This window comes from Embleya sp. NPDC005971 (assembly GCF_040629175.1).
Classification (GTDB): domain Bacteria; phylum Actinomycetota; class Actinomycetes; order Streptomycetales; family Streptomycetaceae; genus Embleya.
In genome coordinates this window covers 1-20,201 of sequence record NZ_JBEXUX010000098.1, presented here as the reverse complement: position 1 = coordinate 20,201, position 20,201 = coordinate 1, and the positions used below count along the sequence as shown (strand labels likewise).

Sequence of the window (20,201 nt, the reverse complement as noted above, 5' to 3'; positions counted from 1 at the left end):
TCAGGGCATGCCAAGTTCGCCGTCGATGAGGTCGAAGAGTTCGTCGAGCTCCAGCCCGTCCAGCTCGACCGCCTGCGGTACGGGTGGCGCGGCCGGCACGGTGGGCCCGGTGGGCTCCGTCGGCCCGGTGGGCTCGGTCGGGGCGAGCGCCGTGCCCAGGTGACCGGCGAGTGCCGCCGGTGTCGGGTAGTCGAACACCAGCGTGGCCCGCAGGCGCAGCCCGGTCGCCGCGCCCAGCCGGTTGCGCAGTTCCACCGCCGTCAGCGAGTCGAACCCCAGTTCCTTGAAGGTCCGGCCGGGGGCGACCGCGCCCGGTGTGCCGTGGGCCAGCACGGTGGCGGTGTGTTCGCGGACCAGGCCGAGCAGGGCTTCCTCGCGCTCGGCACCGGACATCCGGGCCAGGCCCGCGCCGAGCGATGCGACGGCGTCGCCCGGCTTGGCCGCGCTGGCCTCCGCGCGCCGGACCCGGTCGCGGACCACCCCGCGCAGCAGGGCCGGTACCGTACCGTGCGCCCGTACCGCGGCCGGGTCGATCCGGGCCGGGACCAGCAGGGGCGTGTCGGCGGAGACCGCGGCGTCGAACAGGGCCAGCCCGTCCGCCGCGGTCAGCGCGGTCAGGCCGGCGCGGCGCATCCGGCTCAGGTCGGCGTCCGCGAGTCGGCCGGTCATGCCGCTCGGCGGCGCCCACAGGCCCCAGGCGAGCGACACGGCGGGCAGGCCGCCTGCCGCGCGCTGCTGGGCCAGGGTGTCCAGGAACGCGTTGGCGGCGGCGTAGTTCGCCTGTCCCGGCAGCCCGAGGATCCCGGCGACCGAGGAGAACAGCACGAACATCGACAGGTCGAGTCCCCGGGTCAGCTCGTGCAGGTTCAGCGCGGCGTCGACCTTGGGCCGCAGTACCCGTTCGAGCTGCTCGGGGCGCATCGCTTCGAGCACGCTGTCGTCGAGCAGCCCGGCGGCGTGCAGCACACCGGTCAGCGGGCGTTCGGCCGGGATCGAGGCCAACAGCTCGGCCAGCGCGCCACGATCGGCGACGTCGCACGCGGCCACGGTGACCGTCGCGCCCGACTCGGCCAGCTCGGCGGCGAGTTCGGCCGCGCCGGGGGCGTCCGGTCCGCGCCGCCCGGCCAGCAGCAGGTGGGTTACGCCGTACCGGGTCACCAGGTGCCGGGCGAACAGGGCGCCCAGGGTGCCGGTGGCGCCGGTGATCAGCACCGTGCCCGCGGTGAGGTCGGGTCGCGTCGCCGGCCGGCCGGCGACCCGGGCCAACCGGGGTACCAGTGGCCGCCCCTTGCGGATGGCCAGTTGCGGTTCGCCGGTGGCCAGCGCGACCGGGAGGGCGGCGACCGACGCCTCGTGGGCGTCCAGGTCGACGACGACGAACCGATCCGGATGCTCGCGCTGGGCCGACCGGACCAGGCCCCAGACCCCGGCACCCGCCGCCCCGGTGGGATCCGTCTCGGCCGCTTCGACGACCATCGCGTCGCGGGTGAGCAGCACCAGCCTCGACGCGGAGAACCGCTCGTCGGCGAGCCACTGCTGGATCAACCGCAGCGTCCGGCCGGCCACGGCGTGCACGCCGGCCGCGGTGGGCTCTCCCGTCGACGCGGCGAAGACCACGTCGGGTACCGGTCCGGCGGCGGCCAGCGCGCCGAGATCGGCGTGGGTCGGCACGCCGACCCCGAGTTCGTCGGTGCCGACGACCGCCCATGGCCGCCGGTCGTCGCGGGTCTCGGGCACGTGTGCCTCGACCCAGTCCACCCGGAACAGGGCATCCGGCGACCCGCCGGTCGGCGCCCCGGCCGGGAGCGGGCGCAGCGCCAGCGACTCCACCGAGGCCACCGGTGCCCCGGTCGCGTCGGCGAGCCGCAACGAGACGGTGTCCGCCCCGTCCGGCGAGATCCACACCCGCAGCGCGGACGCCCCGCCGGCCCGCAACGACACGCCCTGCCAGGAGAACGGCAACCGGCAGCCGGGACCGTCCCCGACCGCGGCGTGCAACGCGGCGTCCAACAGCGCCGGGTGCAGCCCGAACCGGCCGGCGTCCGCCTCGATCTCGGCGGGCAGCGCGACCTCGGCGAAGATCTCCGTACCCCGGCGCCACCACGAGCGCAGTCCTTGGAACGCCGGGCCGTAGCGGTAGCCCAGTTCGCTCCAGCGGTCGTATCCGCCGTCCCACTCCACCGCGACCGCGTCGGCCGGCGGCCAGGCGCTCAGGTCGAACTCCTCGGCCCGACCGACCGCCAGCACCCCGCTCGCGTGCCGGGTCCAGACACCGGAACCGTCCGCCGGGCGAGCGTGCACGGCCAACACCCGGCGGCCGGACTCGTCCTCCTCGCCGACCGTGACCCGGACCGCGACCCCGCCCTGCTCCGGCAGCGCCAGCGGCACCTCGCAGGTCAGCTCGGCCACCTCGTCGCAGCCCACCTCGTCGCCCGCGCGCACCGCCAGTTCGACGAACGCGGCGCCGGGCACCAGCACCGTGTCGCCCTGCCCGCGATCGGCCAGCCCGTGGTCGGCCAGCCACGGCTGGGCCTGCCGGGAGAGTTGTCCGGTGAGCACGAGGCCGCCGGAGTCCGGCAGTTCCACCACCGCGCCGAGCAGCGGGTGATCCGCCGCGGTCAGTCCGGCCGCCGCGACGTCCGCCGCTTCCGCGTCCGAGGTCGGTTCGAGCCAGTAGCGCCGACGCCGGAACACCGACGTGGGCACGTCGATCGGCCGGGCGTCGGGGAAGACGGTCCGCCAGTCGGGGCTCACCCCGCGTACGTACGCCTCGGACAGCGAGGTCAGGAACCGCTCGGGGCCACCGTCGTCGCGGCGCAGCGAGCCGACCACGACCGCCTGCTCCAGCACGTCCTCGATCGCCGAGGTCAGCACCGGATGCGGGCTGACCTCGACGAACACCGAGTGCCCGCGTTCGGCCAGCACGCCGACCGTCTCGGCGAAGCGGACCCGGCTGCGCAGGTTGCGGTACCAGTACTCGGCGTCCAGGTCGGTGGTGTCCAGCAGGTCGGCGGTCACCGTCGAGTAGAACGGGATCGCCGCGGGGCGCGGGGTCGTTCCGGCCAGGACCGAGGCCAGTTCGTCGGCGATCCGCTCCACCTGCGCCGAATGCGACGCGTAGTCCACCGGGAGCCGCTTGACCCGGATCTCGGCCGCCTCGCACTCGGCGATCAACTCGTCCAGCGCGTCCACGTCGCCGGCGACGACGACCGACCCCGGGCCGTTCACCACCGCCGTCGAGATCCGGCCGTCCCAGCGGAGCAGTCGTTCGGCGGCCTCGTCCTCGGACAGGGCGAGCGAGACCATGCCGCCGGCGCCGGACAGCGCCAGGATGGCCCGGCTGCGCAGCGCGACGATCCGCGCCGCGTCGGCCAGGTCCAGTGCCCCGGCGACGCAGGCGGCGGCGATCTCCCCCTGCGAATGGCCCACCACCGCGGCGGGCCGCACACCGTGGGAACGCCACAGCGCGGCCAGCGACACCATCACCGCGAACAGCACGGGCTGCACCACGTCCACCCGCTCCAGCGCGGCGGCGTCGCGCAGCACCTCGAACAGGTCCCAGTCGACATGCGGGGCCAGCGCCTCGGCGCACGCCCGCATCGTCTCGGCGAACACGGCCGAGGAGTCCAGCAGTTCGGTCGCCATCCCGACCCACTGCGAACCCTGGCCGGGGAAGACGAACACCACCGCGCCCGCCTCCCGGGCGACGCCGCGCAGCACTCCGGGTGCCTGGACGCCGGCGGCGAGCGCGGTCAGACCCCGGCGCAGCGCGGCCGGGTCGGCGCCGACGATCGCGGCCCGGTGCGGCAGGCCGGATCGGGCGGCGGCCAGGGCGAATCCGGTGTCCGCCCGGTCCGGGTCGGGGTGGGCGTCCAGGAAGGACAGCAGGGCGGCGGCCTGGGTCGCCACCGCGTCCTCGCTGCTCGCGGAGAGGACCCACGGCAACACCTGACCGGCCGGCCCGACGGGTGCGGGCGCGGACTCCGGCTCGGCCGGCGCCTGTTCGATGATCACGTGCGCGTTGGTGCCGCTGATCCCGAACGAGGACACCCCGGCCCGGCGGGCCCGACCGGTGCGCGGCCACTCCCGGGTCTCGGTCACCAGTTCCAACCCGCCGCCGGCCCAGTCCACGTGCGGGGTCGGCTCGTCGGCGTGCAGTGTCCTGGGCACCGTCTCGTGCCGCAGCGCCTGCACCATCTTGATCACGCCGGCCACCCCGGCCGCGGCCTGGGCGTGGCCGATGTTCGACTTGAGCGACCCCAGCAGCAGCGGGCGGCCCGGCTCCCGGTCGCGGCCGTAGGTGGCGGCGAGCGCGTCCGCCTCGATCGGGTCGCCGAGCGTGGTCCCGGTGCCGTGCGCCTCGACCACGTCGACGTCCCCGGTGGAGATCCCGGCGGCAGCGAGCGCCCGGCGGATCACCCGTTCCTGGGCGACCCCGTTCGGCGCGGTGAGCCCGTTCGACGCCCCGTCCTGGTTGATCGCGCTGCCGCGCACCACGGCCAGCACCCGGTGCCCGTTGCGCCGTGCGTCGGACAGCCGTTCGAGCACCACGATGCCGGCGCCCTCGGCCCATCCGGTGCCGTCGGCGGCGGCCGAGAACGCCTTGCACCGGCCGTCCTCGGCCAGCCCGCGCTGGCGGCTGAATTCCACGAACATGCCCGGCCCGGACATCACCGCGACACCGCCGGCCAGCGCCAGCGAGCACTCCCCGGCCCGCAGCGCCTGCGCGGCGAGATGCAGCGCCACCAGCGACGACGAGCACGCGGTGTCCACGGTGACCGCGGGGCCCTGGAGCCCGAGCGTGTAGGCGATCCGACCGGACGCGACACTGATCGTGCTGCCGGTCAGTCGGTAGCCGTCGGACTCGGCGTGCACGGCGTGCAGCGGCGGACCGTAGTCCTGTGCCATCGCTCCGACGAAGACCCCCACGGGTGCGCCGCGTCGGCCCGCGGGATCGATCCCGGCCCGCTCCAGCGCCTCCCAGGACGTCTCCAGCAGCAGTCGCTGCTGCGGGTCCATGGCCAGCGCCTCGCGCGGCGAGATGCCGAAGAATTCCGGGTCGAACCGGTCGGCGTCGTGCAGAAAACCACCGTGCCGGGTGTACGAGGTGCCCGCCCGGTCCGGGTCGACGTCGTGCAGTCGGTCCAGGTCCCAGCCCCGGTTGGTGGGGAATCCCGAGATCGCGTCGGTCCCGTCCACGACCAGTCGCCACAGGTCCTCCGGCGACGTCACACCGCCGGGGAGCCGGCAGGCCATCCCGACGATCGCGATCGGCTCGTCGCTCGCGAGGTCGCCCGCCGAGCCGCCCGTCGTGTCGCCCGGCGAGCCGTCCGCCCGGTCGCCGGTCGAGTCGTCCGCGTCGTCGCCCGTCACCAGAACACGCAGGTGGTCCGCGAGTTCGGCCGGCGTCGGGTGACCGAACAACAGGCCCGCCGGCAGCGGGCGCCCGATCGCCGCGCTCAACCGGTCCCGCAGTTCCACCGAGCCCAGCGAGTCGAACCCCAGCTCCTTGAACGTGGCGCCGGGATCCACCGCGTCGCCGCCCGAGTGGCCGAGCACGACCGCGACGGTCGACCGCACCAGCCCGAGCATCCGGGGCCCGGCCGGGATCACGGCCGTGACCCCGGCCGGAGCGGGCGCCGCCGGCCCGGACCGCGGCTCGGGGAGCGCGGCCCGTACGGCCGGTTCGGTGAGCCAGTGCCGCTCACGCTGGAAGGCGTAGCCGGGCAGGTCCACGGTGCGGGCGCCGCGCAGGGCGAACACGCGCGGCCAGTCCACCCGGACCCCGCGCACGTGCAGTTCGGCCAGTGACGCGAGGAAGCGCTCCGGCCCGCCTTCGCCCCGGCGCAGCGAGCCGGTGACCACGCCGGATGCGGATCCGGCCTGCTCGATCGTGTCCCGCAGCGCGGGCAGCAGCACCGGATGCGGGCTGCACTCGACGAACACCGCGTGTCCGTCGCGCAGCAGCGCTCCCGTGGCCTGCTCCAGTTCCACGGTCTGCCGCAGGTTGCGGTACCAGTACTCGGCGTCCAGCTCGGCGGTGTCCAGCAGGTCGCCGGTCACCGTGGAGTAGAACGGCACCGTCGAGGACCTCGGCCGGATCCCGGCCAGCACGGTGTGCAGCCGTTCCCGGATCTGCTCCACGTGCGACGAGTGGGACGCGTAGTCGACCACGATCCGCCGGGTCTCGACGCCTTCCTCGGTCCACCGCGCGACCAGCTCGTCCAGCGCGTCGGGGTCGCCGGAGAGCACCACGGACGACGGTCCGTTCGCCGCCGCGATCGACACCGCGCCGTGCCATGGGGCGATCCGCTCGCGCACCTCGGCGGCCGACCGCAGGACCGACACCATGCCGCCGCGGCCGGACAGCGCGATCAGGGCCCGGCTGCGCAGCGTCACCACCCGCGCGGCGTCCTCGAGCGACAGGGCGCCCGCCACGCACGCGGCGGCGATCTCGCCCTGGCTGTGTCCGACCACCGCCGCCGGCTCGATCCCGCACGAGCGCCACAGCGCGGCGAGCGACACCATCACCGCGAACAGCGCGGGCTGCACCACGTCCACCCGCTCCAGGGCGGTCGCGTCCCGCAACACCTCGCTCAGCGACCAGTCGACATGCGGCGCGAACGCCGCCTCGCAGGCCCGCATCGATTCGGCGAACTCCTGTACGGATTCCAGCAGTTCGACCGCCATGCCGGCCCATTGCGAACCCTGCCCGGGGAAGACGAACACCGTCTCGCCGACCGCCGCGGCCTGTCCCTCGACCACTCCGGCGACGGCCGCGCCGGCGGCGAACTCGGCCAGTCGGAGCCGCAGTTGTTCCCGGTCCCGGCCGACCACGACCGCACGGTGTCGGAACGCGGTCCTGGTGGTGGCCAGGGACAGCCCGATGTCCGCGGCGGACTCCGGCCGTTCGTCCACGAAGGAGGACAGCCGGGCGGCCTGGGCCCGCAGTGCCTCGCCGGTGCGGCCGGCGATCGGCCACACGTGCGCACCGGCCGCCGAGGCGGTGGTCGGGGCGATCGTCGTGGCGGACCGCGCACCGGTCGCCGGGGCCTCGGCGACCACCAGGTGACAGTTCGTACCGCCCATCCCGAACGAACTCACCCCGGCCAGCAGCGGCCGGTCCGGTTCCGGCCACGGCGTCAACTCGGTCTGTACCCGCAGGCCGAGGTCGTCGAGGGGAATGGTCGAGGGCGGTGCGACGAAGTTCAGGCTCGGCGGCAACAACCGGTGCCGCATGCTCAGCGCCACCTTGACCAGCCCGGCGATCCCGCCCGCGCCCTCCAGGTGCCCGATGTTGGTCTTGACCGAACCCACCGACAGCGGCGCACCCGGCTGCCGGGCGCGACCCAGTGCCGCACCGAGCGCCGCGGCCTCGATCGGATCGCCCACCGGGGTGCCGCTGCCGTGCAGTTCGACGTACTGCACGCCGCGCAGCGCGACGCCGGCCCGCCGGTACGCCTGCCGGACGACCTCCTCCTGCGCGGACCGGGTCGGCACGGTGAGGCCGGCGTGCTCGCCCTCCCCGGCGCCGTCGTTGTTCACGGCACCACCGGTCAGGACGCAGTAGATGTCGTCGCCGTCGGCGAGCGCGGCGTCCAGCGGCTTGAGTACCACCACGCCGCCGCCCTCGCCGCGCACGAAGCCGTCGGCCCGCGCGTCGAAGGTGTAGCAGCGGCCGTCCGGCGACAGGCCGCCGAAGCGCACCGCGCCGAGCGTCGGCTCGGCCAGGATGTTCAGGTTCACCCCGCCGGCGATGGCCACGCCGCACTCGCCGCGTCGCAGGCTCTCGCACGCCAGGTGCACGGCCACCAGGGAGGAGGACTGTGCGGTGTCCACGGCCAGGCTCGGTCCGCGCAGGCCGAGGTGGTGGGAGATGCGGTTGGCGATGATCGCGCGGCGGGTGCCGGTCATCGTGTGCCGGTCGACGCCGGCCGCGCCGAGCCGATCCTGGAGCGCCGCGTAGTCGTCCCACATGACACCGACGAACACCCCGGTGTCGCCGCCGCCGAGTTCGGCGGGCAGGATCCGGGCGTCCTCCAGCGCCTCCCAGGCCAGCTCCAGCATCAGGCGCTGCTGCGGGTCCATCGCGGCCGCCGCGCCCGGGGCGATGCCGAAGAACGCCGCGTCGAAGCGGTCGATTCCGTCCACGAACCCGCCCCGGCGATGCGGCAGTTCGGCGCCGCGCCACCGGTCCTCGGGGGCCTCGCGTACCGCGTCCGTCCCGTCCCGCAACAATCGCCAGAATTCGTGGCCGTCGCCGGCCCCGGGAAACCGACAAGCCAATCCGACCACGGCGATCCGTCTCATACCCAGCAGTCAACGCGGCCGGCGGTGAGTTGGCTTGTTTCACGAACCCAGAATGCGTATGGAAATCTGGTGGCGGATACCAATGGAAATCGCCGCCGGCCGGGTGGGAAGCGGTGCATAAAAAGGCGCACCGGTATTGCTCGGCGGCCACCGGATCATCCGGCCGCCGAGCAATACCGATGCATTGATCGCTGCGGAGGAGCAGCCGCGCCCGAAGGCCCGGCCGGAAGGAGGAACCTCAGTACAGCAGAGTCACCGAGGGGTGAATGTCCAACGTCGCGCGGCTGTAGTCCTCGAGAATGATCGGCGCGTTGAGCGCGGTGTGCCGGCTCATCACCGAGATATCCCGCCACAGGCGCTGCAGCGGGTTGGACAGGGCGAATGCGCTGCCGCCGACGACGTCGAGCAACTTCTCCACACCCGCGCGCGCCTTTTCGTGCGCGGACCGCTGGTGCATGCGAAGCCGGGCCCGCTCCTCCCACGGCATCGGCTGGGTCTCCGGAATCCCGTCGAGGGCCCGGCCGATCTCGGTCAGGTGCAGTCGGGAGGTCTCGATCAGGTGCGCGGCCTCGCCGAACCACATCTGCACCGACGGCGCGTCCACGGCCGCCTCGTAGTTGACGTAGGTGATCGGCCGCTTCTTGGCCAGCGCCTGCCGGGTGACCTCGAGCGCGCCCTCGGCCGCGCCCACGATCGCGGCGAGCGACTGCGCGCTGCCCTGGAGCAGCATGCTGTCCCGCTCGTCCTCGCCCACCAGGTCGGTGAGGCTGAACCCGACCGCCCGCACCTCGGGGACGAACACGTCCTCGGCGACGACCGTGTGCGTGCCGGAGCCGGCCAGACCGGCCACGTGCCAGGTGCGCTCGATCTTGAGGTCGCTCATCGGTACGACGGCGCCCACCAGGTCGGTGGTCTGCTCCTCGCCGTCGTAGATGTGCACCACGGGGATGTAGGCCCAGTCCGCTATCTCGCAGCCCGAGCTCCACGGGAAGGTGCCGGTGATCCGGAACCCGCCCTCGGTGCGCCATGCCTTGGTGGTGCTCAGGTGGGCCGTGGAGATCACGTACGCGTCGGGGTTGTCCGCGAACATCTCGGCCAGCGCGGCCTCCGGCATCCCGTTCAACGCGAACCGCGTCGACGCGGTGTCGATGGACAGGTTCCAGCCCGCCGACCCGCACGACTTGCCGACCTCGGCGACGAGCGCCAGCAGGTCCGACATCTTCAGGTCGTAGCCGCCGAACCGGGTCGGCGTGGTGAGCCGGAACAGGCCCGCGTCGCGGAGGCCGACCACGACCTCCTCGGCGAGCCTGCGGTCCTGCTCGGTCTTCGGCGCATTGTCGCGGATGAGCTGAGCAAGCTCACGGGCACGGGTCAAAAGCTCCGCGGGGTCGACCGTCGGCCCGGTCGCCTCGTCCGTCCGCTCATCGGCCACTGCTGTCACGAAGCTCTCCTTCGATCGTGGGTCGCGGGCCGACCCCGATCGGGGTGGGCTCACCGCACCGCATCCGTGCTCAAGTCAATCCGCTCCGGCCCGGCAGTCCCAGCGTCGAGAACCCAGAAACCGGCCGCCGGGCTGGTACTCGGAACCAAGTACGAGCCTTGGCACCGAGTACGAGCCGACGACCGGTTCCCGGTCGAAGCCCGCGGACGGATCAGACGCCCGGCACCGCGGCCGGTTCACCGACCTCCGGGTCGGTCTGCGCCGTCACGAAGCGGTCGAAGAGCAGCCCACAGACGATCGCGCCGCCGAGGAAGACCACCGCGCCCCAGAAGAACGCCGTCGTGTAGCTCTCCACGGAGGCCTCCGCGGCGAGCTTCGGGGTCGGCGTCTTGCCCTCGATGTACGAGTCCGCCGCGGTGATCGCCAGCGTGCTCAGCAGCGCGGTGCCGATCGAACCACCCACCTGCTGCACCGTGTTGACCAGTGCCGAGGCGGCACCGGCGTCCTGCGGCTCGACGCCCACCGTGGCCACCGCGGCGCCCAGCGAGACGACCAGGCCGAAGCCGATGCCGGCGATCAGGGTCGGGGCCAGCACGCCGCCCGCGTACGAACTGTCGGTGGTCAGCCGGCTGAGCCAGAACGAACCCACCGCGGCCAACAGCAGCCCGGCCGGGATCAGGATGCGCGACCCCAGCTTGGGTTCGAGGATCGGCGGGACGGTGGTCGCGCCGATCGCGATCCCGACGATCATCGGCAGGAAGGCCAGGCCACTCTGGATCGCCGAGAAGTCCAGGATCAACTGGAGGTAGTAGGTCAGGAACAGGAACTGTACGAACAGCCCGATCCCCAGCAGGAACATCGCCAGATACGCGCTGCCCCGGTTGCGGTGCAGCACGATCCTGATCGGCAGCAGCGGGGTGCTCGAGCGCAGTTCGAACAGCACGAAGGCGATCAGCAGGACCCCGCTGCCGACCAGGTAGCCCCACACGTCGACGCCGCCCCAGTGACCGTCCGCGGCGTTGGACAGGCCGTAGGCCAGGCAGAACAGGCCGACCGAGGCGGTCACCGTGCCGGGCAGGTCGAGCTTCTCCGGGCGGTGCTCGGCCTGCCGGTTCTGCATCGTCAGCGACGCGCCGATGAAGACGACCGCGGTGAGGATCACGTTGACGTACAGGCACCAACGCCAGTCCAACCAGTCGGTCAGCGCGCCGCCCAGGATCAGGCCGAGCGCGAGCCCGCCGCTGCCCAGTGCACCGTAGACACCGAACGCGGTGACCCGTTCCTTCGGGTCCTTGAACACGGTCAGCAGGAACGACAGCGCCGCCGGCGCGACGAGCGCGGCGAACCCTCCCTGCAGCGCCCGAGCGGTCACCAACATGGGGAACCCGTTGGCCGCGCCGCCCAGCACCGACATGACACCGAATCCGACGATCGAGATCATCAGCGACCGCTTGGCCCCGATGAGGTCGACCACCCGGCCGCCCAGCAGCAATAAGCTGCCGAAGGCGAGTGCGTAGGCCGTGACGACCCACTGCCGGTCCGCGTCCTCGAACCCGAGGTCCGCCTGTGCCGACGGCAGCGCGATGTTGACGACCGTCGTATCCAGGAAGATCGTCATCTGCGCGATGCCGATCACCGCCAGGATCAACCAGCGGTTGACGTAGTGGGGGTCGGACGCGCCCTCCGCCGCCACTTTCGACTCGGAATCTGGTGACTCTGACATACCACTTACCTCTGTTGATCGGGCCGGACCATCGGCCGATGGTCCGGCGAACGGCGTTCGGCGGACTTCAGCGAAGAACCGTCTCGAATCCGTGCAGCTTCGCGAGTTCGACAATGGCGTCCACCCGCTCGCGGGTAATGGCACCATCGCCCGTCGATCCACCCCCGGACAATGCGAGTGTGATGGCTTCCGCCGCCCCCGCCGGCAATTCGTCAGCACTCGGTGAAACGCTGAGGCCAGGAGGCAGAATACCGCCAGTGGACACGGAAAGTACACCGGCCCGTACGTACAGTAGATCGTCGCGAGAAGCCGCTACCGTGGATTCGGTACCGGTGCCGAAAAAGGACAAATCGCCGATGATTGCGCCGTCGGTGAGGTGCTTCTCGTCCAACACGGAAACCGGGCTCGAATGTGCCGTGAACACCACGTGTGCATTTCGCACCGGCAAAAGATCATCGGCCACGACGACAAACGGGTCGCTCTCCCGGCTGTCGGCGAGATAGGCGGCGATCGCCTGGCCGCTGGGCTCGTCGCCGGCGCGTCCCTCCGCCAGCCACCCGGCGATGAGCGGCTCCGCGAACAGCGCCGCCGCGATGCCGGTCAGCTCGCCGCCGGCCGCGATCCGCGCCCACGACTCCTGGTAGATGCGATGTTCGGTGGCCTGCAGTCGCTCGGCCGAGCCCGGCCGGCCACTGCCCACCAGCACGATCCGGGCGGCCTCCCGGGCGCCGATCGCGGCGATGGCCGAGCCGATCCGCCCGCCGGCGCCGACGACCGCGACCGTCAACCCGTCGAGTCCGCCGAAGCGTTCGGTGGCCGCGTGCCGGACGGCGGCCAGCGCCGAGCCGACCGCCAGCGCGCTGCCCGCGGTCACCGTGACCCCGGGAACCCGCAACGCGCGGCCGTGACCGCCGACCGCGCCGAGGCCGAAGCCGAGGCCGACGGTGTCGCAGCCGTCCGCCTTCGCCCCGCGCACCCGGCGATCCAGGTCCAGGCCGATCAGGAAGGTCTGCCCGGAGACCTGGTACTCGCGCAACTGCTGCTGGGTCACCAACAGCGGGTAGACGGTGAGGTCCACCGACGTCCCCTGCGGCGACGTGAACCGGACCGGTCCGGACGCCGGCAGGTCCTTGAGCAGCTCGGACCGCCGCGCGTAGGCGAGCAGCCGGGCATCGTCGAGGTCGGCCAGCGAGGGGTCGAACTCCCGCAACGCGTCCGGAGTCAGCGGATAGCCGACGAGCCCGACCCGGTGGTCGGCCGGCTCCGTCGGCGCGGACGCCTCGGCCGCGGCCGGTCGGAAGTCCGCGATCTCCGGGCGCGCCGACGCTCCGGCGCCGGTGAGCGGGTGGATCAAGGTCATCGCGTCCTGGTGGCGCAGGATCCGGCAGACCTGGGTGAGGCCGGTCCGAAGCTGCTCGATCTCCTCGTCGCTGATCTCGATCGACGGCTCGATCCGCAACATGGTCGGCACGCTGGCCGTCGGACCGGTGCGGATGTGGTGGGCCGTCTGCAGGTAGCTGCCCAATTGGAAGACGAGCAGACCGGCCCGCGCCTTCTCCCGGATGATCGGCGACGAGGCGTTGCTCTGGTCGGCGAAGTCCAGTCCGATGAGCAGTCCGCGCCCTCGCACGTCGGCCACCACGTCGGAGAATTCCTCGGCCAGTTCGCGGAGCATGCCCAGGATGCGGTCGCCGCGTTCGGCGGCCCGGTCGTAGGCGGCGCCGTCCTCCGCTTCCAGGAGTTCCAGGGTCCGCAGCGCGATGGCGGTGGAGAAGCCGTCCTTGGCGAAGGTCGAGCTGTGCACCAGCTCGAACTCCGGGCGATAGCGCGACTGTCGGACCAGCATGACGGAGGTCTTGCCGATTCCGCCGCCCAGCGACTTGCCCAGCACGTAGTAGTCGCCGAGCAGTCCGATGTGCGCGCTCGCGAAGAACTTCCCGGTCCGCCCCATCCCGGTCTGGATCTCGTCCACGACGATCGGGCACTCGATCTCGTCACAGATCCGCCTGATCCGCGTGGCGAACTCGACGGTCAGCTCGTGGATCCCGCCCTCGCCCTGGATCGGCTCGACGATCAGTCCGGCGATGACCGGGAAGGCCCGCTCGACGAGCGTGACCCGGCCCTCGACCACCTCGACGTCGAGCACGGTGACCCGCTGCTCGGAGACGATCTTCTCGAACGCCCCCGCGTCGTTCGGCGGTACGAACGTCACCGTCGACCCCAGCGAGGCGAACGCCGCCCGGAACAGCGGGTTGTAGGTGAACTGGGTGCTGCCGACCAGCTTGCCGTGGAAGGCCCGCTCCAGCGCGAAGAACACCGGGGTGGTCCCGGCCCGCGCGACGTTGTGCGCGGCCACCGCTCCCAGCAGCGCCGCGAACTCCTCCGGGCCGGTCGGGGCCGGCACGTCCCCGGGCAGCAGGGAGGTGTCGTCCGGCAGTGCCGCCACTCCGTCGCGCACCGCGTTCAGCGCCACGTCGGCGTTCCACTCGATCTGCTCGAACAGGCTCTTCATTCGCAACACGCGGTCGAACTCGCAGTGCTTGACCGCCGCTTCGACCGCCTCCGCGCCGGTGTTGGCGAAGATGATCGGGTACGGCTCGGCGCCGGGGAACTCGCGACCGAGGATGTCGTTGAGCACCGCGCCGACCCGGTCGGCCACCGGGTGCGAGGAGTGCTGCGAGTGCACCGGCCAACCGGTGTCGAGCAGTTCCTTCGCGTAGGCGACGATCTCCGGATGGTTGTGCCCGAGCATCAACGATCCCCAACCACCGACCAGGTCGAGCACCGGCACCTCGGTACCGGTCTCGTCCAGGTAGTACAGGGTGTTCTTGTCCGCTCGGACATACTCGATGTCCAGACCGAAGGTGCCGAGCAATCCGGTCAGTAGGGCTTCGGCGTAACGGATGGGTGCGTTCACCAATATCTCCTGGTGGTCAGCGGTTCGGGTTGGCGGAGGAGCGGCCCAGCTCCCGGTCGATGAAGTCGAAGACCTCGTTCTCGGTCGCGGTCTCGATCGCGGCGGCCAGGTCGATCGCGCCGGCACCCGGGACCGCGTCGGGCCGCGCGTCGGTCCGGGTCTTGTTCCAGCGGGCGAGAATGGCGCTCAGTCGGGCGGCGATCTCGGTGTGCCCGGAGTCCTGGTCGTCCGCCCCGTCGACCGGAACGGCCATCAAGACGGCCTCCAGCTTGTCCAGTTCGGCCAGCGCGGAGCGGCGGCTGACCCCGTCGGTGACGGCCAGCCGTTCGAGCAGGTGCTCCACCAGCACGTCGGGTGAGGCGTAGTCGAAGACCAGCGTGGTGGGCAGGGACAGGCCGGTCTGTTCGGCCAGCCGGTTGCGGAACTGCACGGCGGAGAGCGAGTCGAAGCCGGAGTCCCGGAAGGACACCTCCCACTGCACGTTCTCCGGCGTCGCGTGCCCGAGCACGCCGGCCGCCTCGGCGCGCACCAGGTCGCGCAGATACGTCTCGGCCTCGGGCCTGGTCATCTGCGCGAATCGGTCGCCCGGCAGTTCGGCGCTCGCCTTCCGGCGCTCGCCGCGCGGCACCAGGGCGCGCAGCACCACCGGAACCTGCGCGGTGTCGCGGCGCAGCGCGGCCAGGTCCAGCGGCGCCGGGGCGACCACCGCCTGCCCGGTGGCGAGCGCGGCGTCGAACAGGTCGCGTGCCTCGTCCTCGGCGATCACCCGCAGACCGGACTGGGCGCCCTCGACCATCCGACCCCAGGCCATCGACACCGCAGGCAGCCCGCCGGCCCGACGCCGGGTGGCCAGCGCGTCCAGGTAGGCGTTCGCCGAGGCGAAGTTGGCCTGGCCCGGGCTGCCGAGCATGCCGACCACCGAGGAGAACAGCACGAACAGCGCGGGCGGGGCGGACTCGGTCAGCTCGTGCAGATGCCACGCCCCGTCCACCTTGGGCCGCAACACGTGGGCGACCCGCTCGGTGGTCAGCCCGGTGAACACCCCGTCGTCCAGGACGTTCTCGGTGTGCACGACGCCGGTCAGCGGATGGTCGGCGGGGATGTCGGCGAGCAGCGCGCGCACGCCCTCCCGGTCGGCCACGTCGCAGCCCGCGGCGGTGACCGTCGCACCGAGACCGAGCAGCTCCTCCCGCAGTCCCGCGGCGGGCCCGCCGGTCCCGTGCGGGTGTACGAGCAGCAGGTGCTCGACCCCGTACGCGGTGACCAGGTGCCGGGCGAACAACGCCCCCAGCGGCCCGTCGGCGCCGGTGACCAGCACGGTGCCACCACTCGCGAGCACCGGCGGTGCCGACTTCGGCGCGGTCGAGGGTGCCAGCCGAGGGGCGAGCATCCGCCCGGCGCGGACCGCGAGTTGGGGTTCCCCGGCCTGGGCCGCCAGGTACAGCAGCTCGGCCGAGGCCGGGTCGTCGTCCAGGTCGACCAGCACGACGCGATCGGGGTTCTCCGCCTGGGCCGACCGCAGCAGGCCCCACACCGCGGCCCCGGCCGGGTCGCGGACCTCCTCCGCCGCGTCGACGGTCATCGCTCCCCTGGTCACCACGACCAGGCGGTTGTCCGGGAGGTTCTCCTCGGCCAGCCAGGACTGCGTCACGTCGAGCGCCCGTTCCACCGCACGGTGCACGTCCGCCGGTCGGCCGGCGACGCCGCCCGGCGCCGACGGTTGCACCAGCAGGACGTCCCACGGGGTGTAGGAGGCCGCCGCCGTCTCGATGTCGGCGAACCGCAGCGGCGCCACCGCGGCCAGCTCGCCCGGGTCGTCGCCGAGCAGGGCGAGCAGGCTCTCCGGCTCGTCCTCGGCCGGCGGCGGGACCGGAGTCCAGTCCAGCGCGAACAACGAGGCGCGGCCGGGCGGAACGGCCGCACCGTCCCTGGGCGTCAGCCGCACCGACACCAGGCGCACCGACTCGGCCACCAGCACCGGCAGTCCGGCCTCGTCGACCACTTCGAGGCGGTACGCCCGCGGTCCGACCGGAGCCAGCCGCACGTGCAGGACGGTCGCCTCGGTGGCGTACAGGGCGACGCCCTCCCAGCCCAGCGGCAGCAGGGCCGTGCCGTCCGGCTCGACCTCGGCGGCGCCGATCAGCAGCGGCTGTACGGCGGCCTCCAGCAGGGCCGGGTGGATGCCGAACCGGCCGACCTCGGCGACGGCTCGTTCGGGCAGCCGGACCTCGGCGAACACCTCGTCGCCGCGCCGCAGCACCGACTCCAGGCCCTGGAACACCGGGCCGTATCGGCGACCGGCGTCGGCGAGATCCTGGTACGCCCAGTCCACCACCGCGGCCTTGGCCGGCGGCCACGCGACCGCCTCGATCTCGGCCCGGCCGGCTGCGGCGGCGAGCACGCCGGTGGCGTGGCAGGTCCAGTCCCGAGGCGCGCCGTCCGCATCCGGGCCGGCGGCGGGTCGGCTGTGGATCCCCACCGTGCGCCGTCCGGCCTCGTCGGCGGCGCCGGTCACCACCTGTAGCTGCAGGCCGCCGCGATCGGGCAGCACCAGCGGTTCGGCGACCGTGAGTTCGGCCAGCACCGGGCAGCCGGTCGCGTCGCCGGCCCGGATCGCCAGGTCCACCAGGGCCGCTCCGGGCAACACCGGCACCCCGGCGACGACGTGGTCCGCCAGCCAGGGATGGGTGCCGAGCGACAACCGGCCGGTGAACACCAGCTCGTCCCGGCCCGCCACCGCGATGGCGGTGCCGAGCAGCCCGTGCTCGCCGGCGTCCGAGTCCGGGCTCACGGCGTCGCCGGACTCGGCCGGCCAGTACCGCTCGCGCTGGAACGGGTAGGTGGGCAGGCCGGTCCGGCGGGCCCCGGTGTCGGTGAACACCGCCGCCCAGTCGACGGTCGCCCCGGCGACGAACAGCTCCGCCACGCCTTCGAGCACGGTGTGCACCCGCGGCCGGTCGTCCCGAACCAGGAGCACCGAGCCCTCGATCGTGTGCCGGGAACCCGACTCGACGAACCGGGTCACCCGCTGCTCGGCCATCCACCGCTCGGCGGCGGCGATGCCCTCGGCTCCCGGCGACCCGATCGGGTCGCCGGCGGCGAGCGGGCGGCCGGTGCGCAACGACAGCACCGGGATCCGCGGTTCGGCGAACACCACGTCGTCCCGGTCCGCGCCGGTCACCAACCGGGCGGCGTCGACCGACGAGAGCGCGCCCGCGACGTACGCGGCGGCGAGTTCGCCGATCCCGGCCCCGGCGACGCAGCCGATGGACAGGCCCCAGGACTCGACCAGGCGGAACAGCGCGACCTCGGCGGCGAACAGGGTGGCGTCCTCGCCCTTGTCGCCGAGTTCGGCCAGGGTCCGGTCGAACGCCTTGGCATATGCCGGCAGCGTCTCGTACAGATCGGGATCCGGGCCCGGTACCGGCCCTGCGGTGAACAGGAACGCGGACCGGCCCTCCCGGGCGGCCGATGCCTCGCCCTCGGCGATCGCCCGCAACCCGGCCGACGCCTGGGCGTCGCCCCCGGTGACGAGCACCGCGCGGTAGTCGAACACCGAGCGGGCCGCCAGCGAGAACCCGATGTCGAGCGGGTTCGGCGCGGTGTCGGAGTCCAGCACGGACGACAACCGGGCGGCCTGGGCCCGCAGCGCCTGCGGCGACTTGGCCGACAACACCCACGGCACCGCCGGCAGCGACACCGGGGCCGGCGCCGGTGCCGGGACCGGCTCCGCCGGCGCCTGTTCGAGGATCACGTGCGCGTTGGTGCCGCTCATCCCGAACGCGGACACGGCGGCTCGGCGCGGCCGGTCCAGCTCCGGCCACGGGCGGGCCTCGGTCAACAGTTGCATCGCGCCGGAGGACCAGTCCACCGCCGAGGTCGGCTCCGCGACGTGCAGGGTCTTGGGCAGCAGGCCGTCCCGCATGGCCAGCACCGCCTTGATCAGCCCGCCGGCGCCGGCGGCGTGCTGGGTGTGCCCGATGTTCGACTTCACCGATCCCAGCCACAGCGGGCGGTCGGCCGGCCGATCCCGGCCGTAGGTCGCCAGCAGCGCCTGCGCCTCGATCGGGTCGCCGAGCCGGGTGCCGGTCCCGTGCGCCTCCAGGAGGTCCACCTCGGACGCCTGCACGCCGGCGTTGGCCAACGCCTGGCGGATCACCCGCTGTTGCGACGGGCCGTTGGGCGCGGTCATGCCGTTGGAGGCGCCGTCGGAGTTCACCGCGCTGCCCCGGACCAGCGCCAGCACCGGGTGCCCGTTGCGCCGGGCGTCGGACAACCGCTCCAGCACGAACAGGCCCAGCCCCTCGGACCAGCCGGTGCCGTCTGCGGATTCGTCGAACGCCTTGGCCCTGCCGTCGGGCGACAGGGTGCGCTGCCGGGAGAACTCGATGAAGCCGATCGGCTGGGCCATCACCGTCGCGCCGCCCGCGAGGGCCAGTCCGCATTCGCCGCTGCGTACCGCGTTCGCGGCCAGGTGCAGCGACACCAGCACCGACGAGCAGGCCGTGTCGATGGACATCGTCGGGCCTTCCAGCCCGAGCACGTAGGAGATTCGGCCGGAACCGAAGGACGTCGTGGAGCCGGTGAGCCGATATCCCTCGGCGCTCTCCTCGACCCCGTCGCCGCCCTCGCCGTATGCCTGCGCGGTCAATCCGGTGTAGACGCCGGTGTTGCTGCCGCGCAACGACTGCGGGTCGATGCCGCCGCTCTCCAGCGCCTCCCACGAGGTCTCCAGGAGCAACCGCTGTTGCGGGTCCATCGCGAGCGCCTCGCGGGGCGAGATGCCGAAGAAGCCGGCGTCGAACTCGGCGGCGCCGTCGATGAATCCACCGGCACGCGGATAGAACGTGCCCGGCTTGTCGGGGTCCGGATCCCAGAGCCGCTCGATGTCCCAGCCCCGGTCGTCCGGCATCTCCGACATCGCGTCCACCCCGTCGACCACGAGCCGCCACAGCGCCTCGGGCGTAGCGGCCCCGCCCGGGAAGCGGCACGCCATCCCGACGATCGCGATCGGGTCGTGCTCGCCGCCGGGACCCGCGACCGACGCGGCCACGGCCGCCGCCGAAGCCGGCAGTTCGCCGCTCAGCTCGGCCAACAGGTGCTCGGAGATCACCGAGACCGTCGGGTAGTCGAACACCACCCCGGGCGACAACCGCAGACCGGTGACCTCGGCCAGTCGATTGCGCAACTCGACCGAGGTCAACGAGTCGAAGCCCAGCTCGCGGAACGGCACGCTCTCGCCGACCCGTTCGCCGCTGCCGAACCCGAGCACCGCGGCCACCTCGGCCCGCACCAGTTCGGCGACCTGCTCGACGCGCTGCTGCGGCGCCAGCGCGGCCAGCCGATCGGCCAGTGCCCGCCCGCCGCCCGCGCCCGGCCGAACCACCCGGCGGGACGGGCGACCGACCAGGCTCCGCAACATCGCCGGGACCGGGGTCGATCCGGCCCGCAGCGCCCGCAGGTCGAGCCGCGCCGGCAGGGTCACCGGGCGATTCGCCGCGAGCGCTCGATCGAACAGGGCCGCGCCGTCCGTCGCGGAGATCGGCCGCAGTCCGGTGTGCCGCAGTTGGTCGAGCCCGCCCGCGGTGACCCCGGCCTGCATGCCGCCCGCCACGGACCACAGGCCCCAGCCCAGCGAGATGGCGGGCAGGCCCTGCGCGCGGCGATGTTCGGCGAGCGCGTCGAGGAAGTGGTTGGCCGCCGAGTAGTTCGCCTGGCCCGAGTTGCCGAGCGTGCCGGCGAGCGAGGAGAACAACACGAACATGGCGAGTGGTTGGTCGCGGGTGAGTTCGTGGAGGTGCCAGGCGGCG

Annotated in this window: 5 protein-coding genes; all 5 read right to left on the bottom strand. The window is 73.1% G+C overall.

Features of this window, described 5'->3' with window-relative positions:
• Nucleotides 1–8,310 (bottom strand): type I polyketide synthase, encoded by an 8,310-nt coding sequence (locus tag ABZ374_RS44525; protein WP_360323619.1) that lies wholly within the window; start codon nt 8,308–8,310, stop codon nt 1–3.
• A gap of 238 nt (nt 8,311–8,548) precedes the next feature.
• A complete protein-coding gene (locus ABZ374_RS44520) occupies nt 8,549–9,751 on the bottom strand; it encodes an acyl-CoA dehydrogenase family protein (protein ID WP_360323617.1) in 1,203 nt (400 codons plus the stop codon).
• 211 nt (nt 9,752–9,962) lie between these two features.
• A complete protein-coding gene (locus ABZ374_RS44515; protein WP_360323615.1) occupies nt 9,963–11,474 on the bottom strand; it encodes an MFS transporter in 1,512 nt (503 codons plus the stop codon).
• Nucleotides 11,475–11,541: 67 nt separating this feature from the next.
• Nucleotides 11,542–14,391 carry an aminotransferase class III-fold pyridoxal phosphate-dependent enzyme gene (locus ABZ374_RS44510; RefSeq protein WP_360323613.1) on the bottom strand — a complete coding sequence of 950 codons (2,850 nt, stop codon included), beginning with the start codon at nt 14,389–14,391 and terminating at the stop codon, nt 11,542–11,544.
• Nucleotides 14,392–14,407: 16 nt separating this feature from the next.
• Nucleotides 14,408–20,201: beta-ketoacyl synthase N-terminal-like domain-containing protein (locus tag ABZ374_RS44505; protein ID WP_360323611.1), on the bottom strand; the 5,794-nt coding region annotated here is incomplete at its 5' end.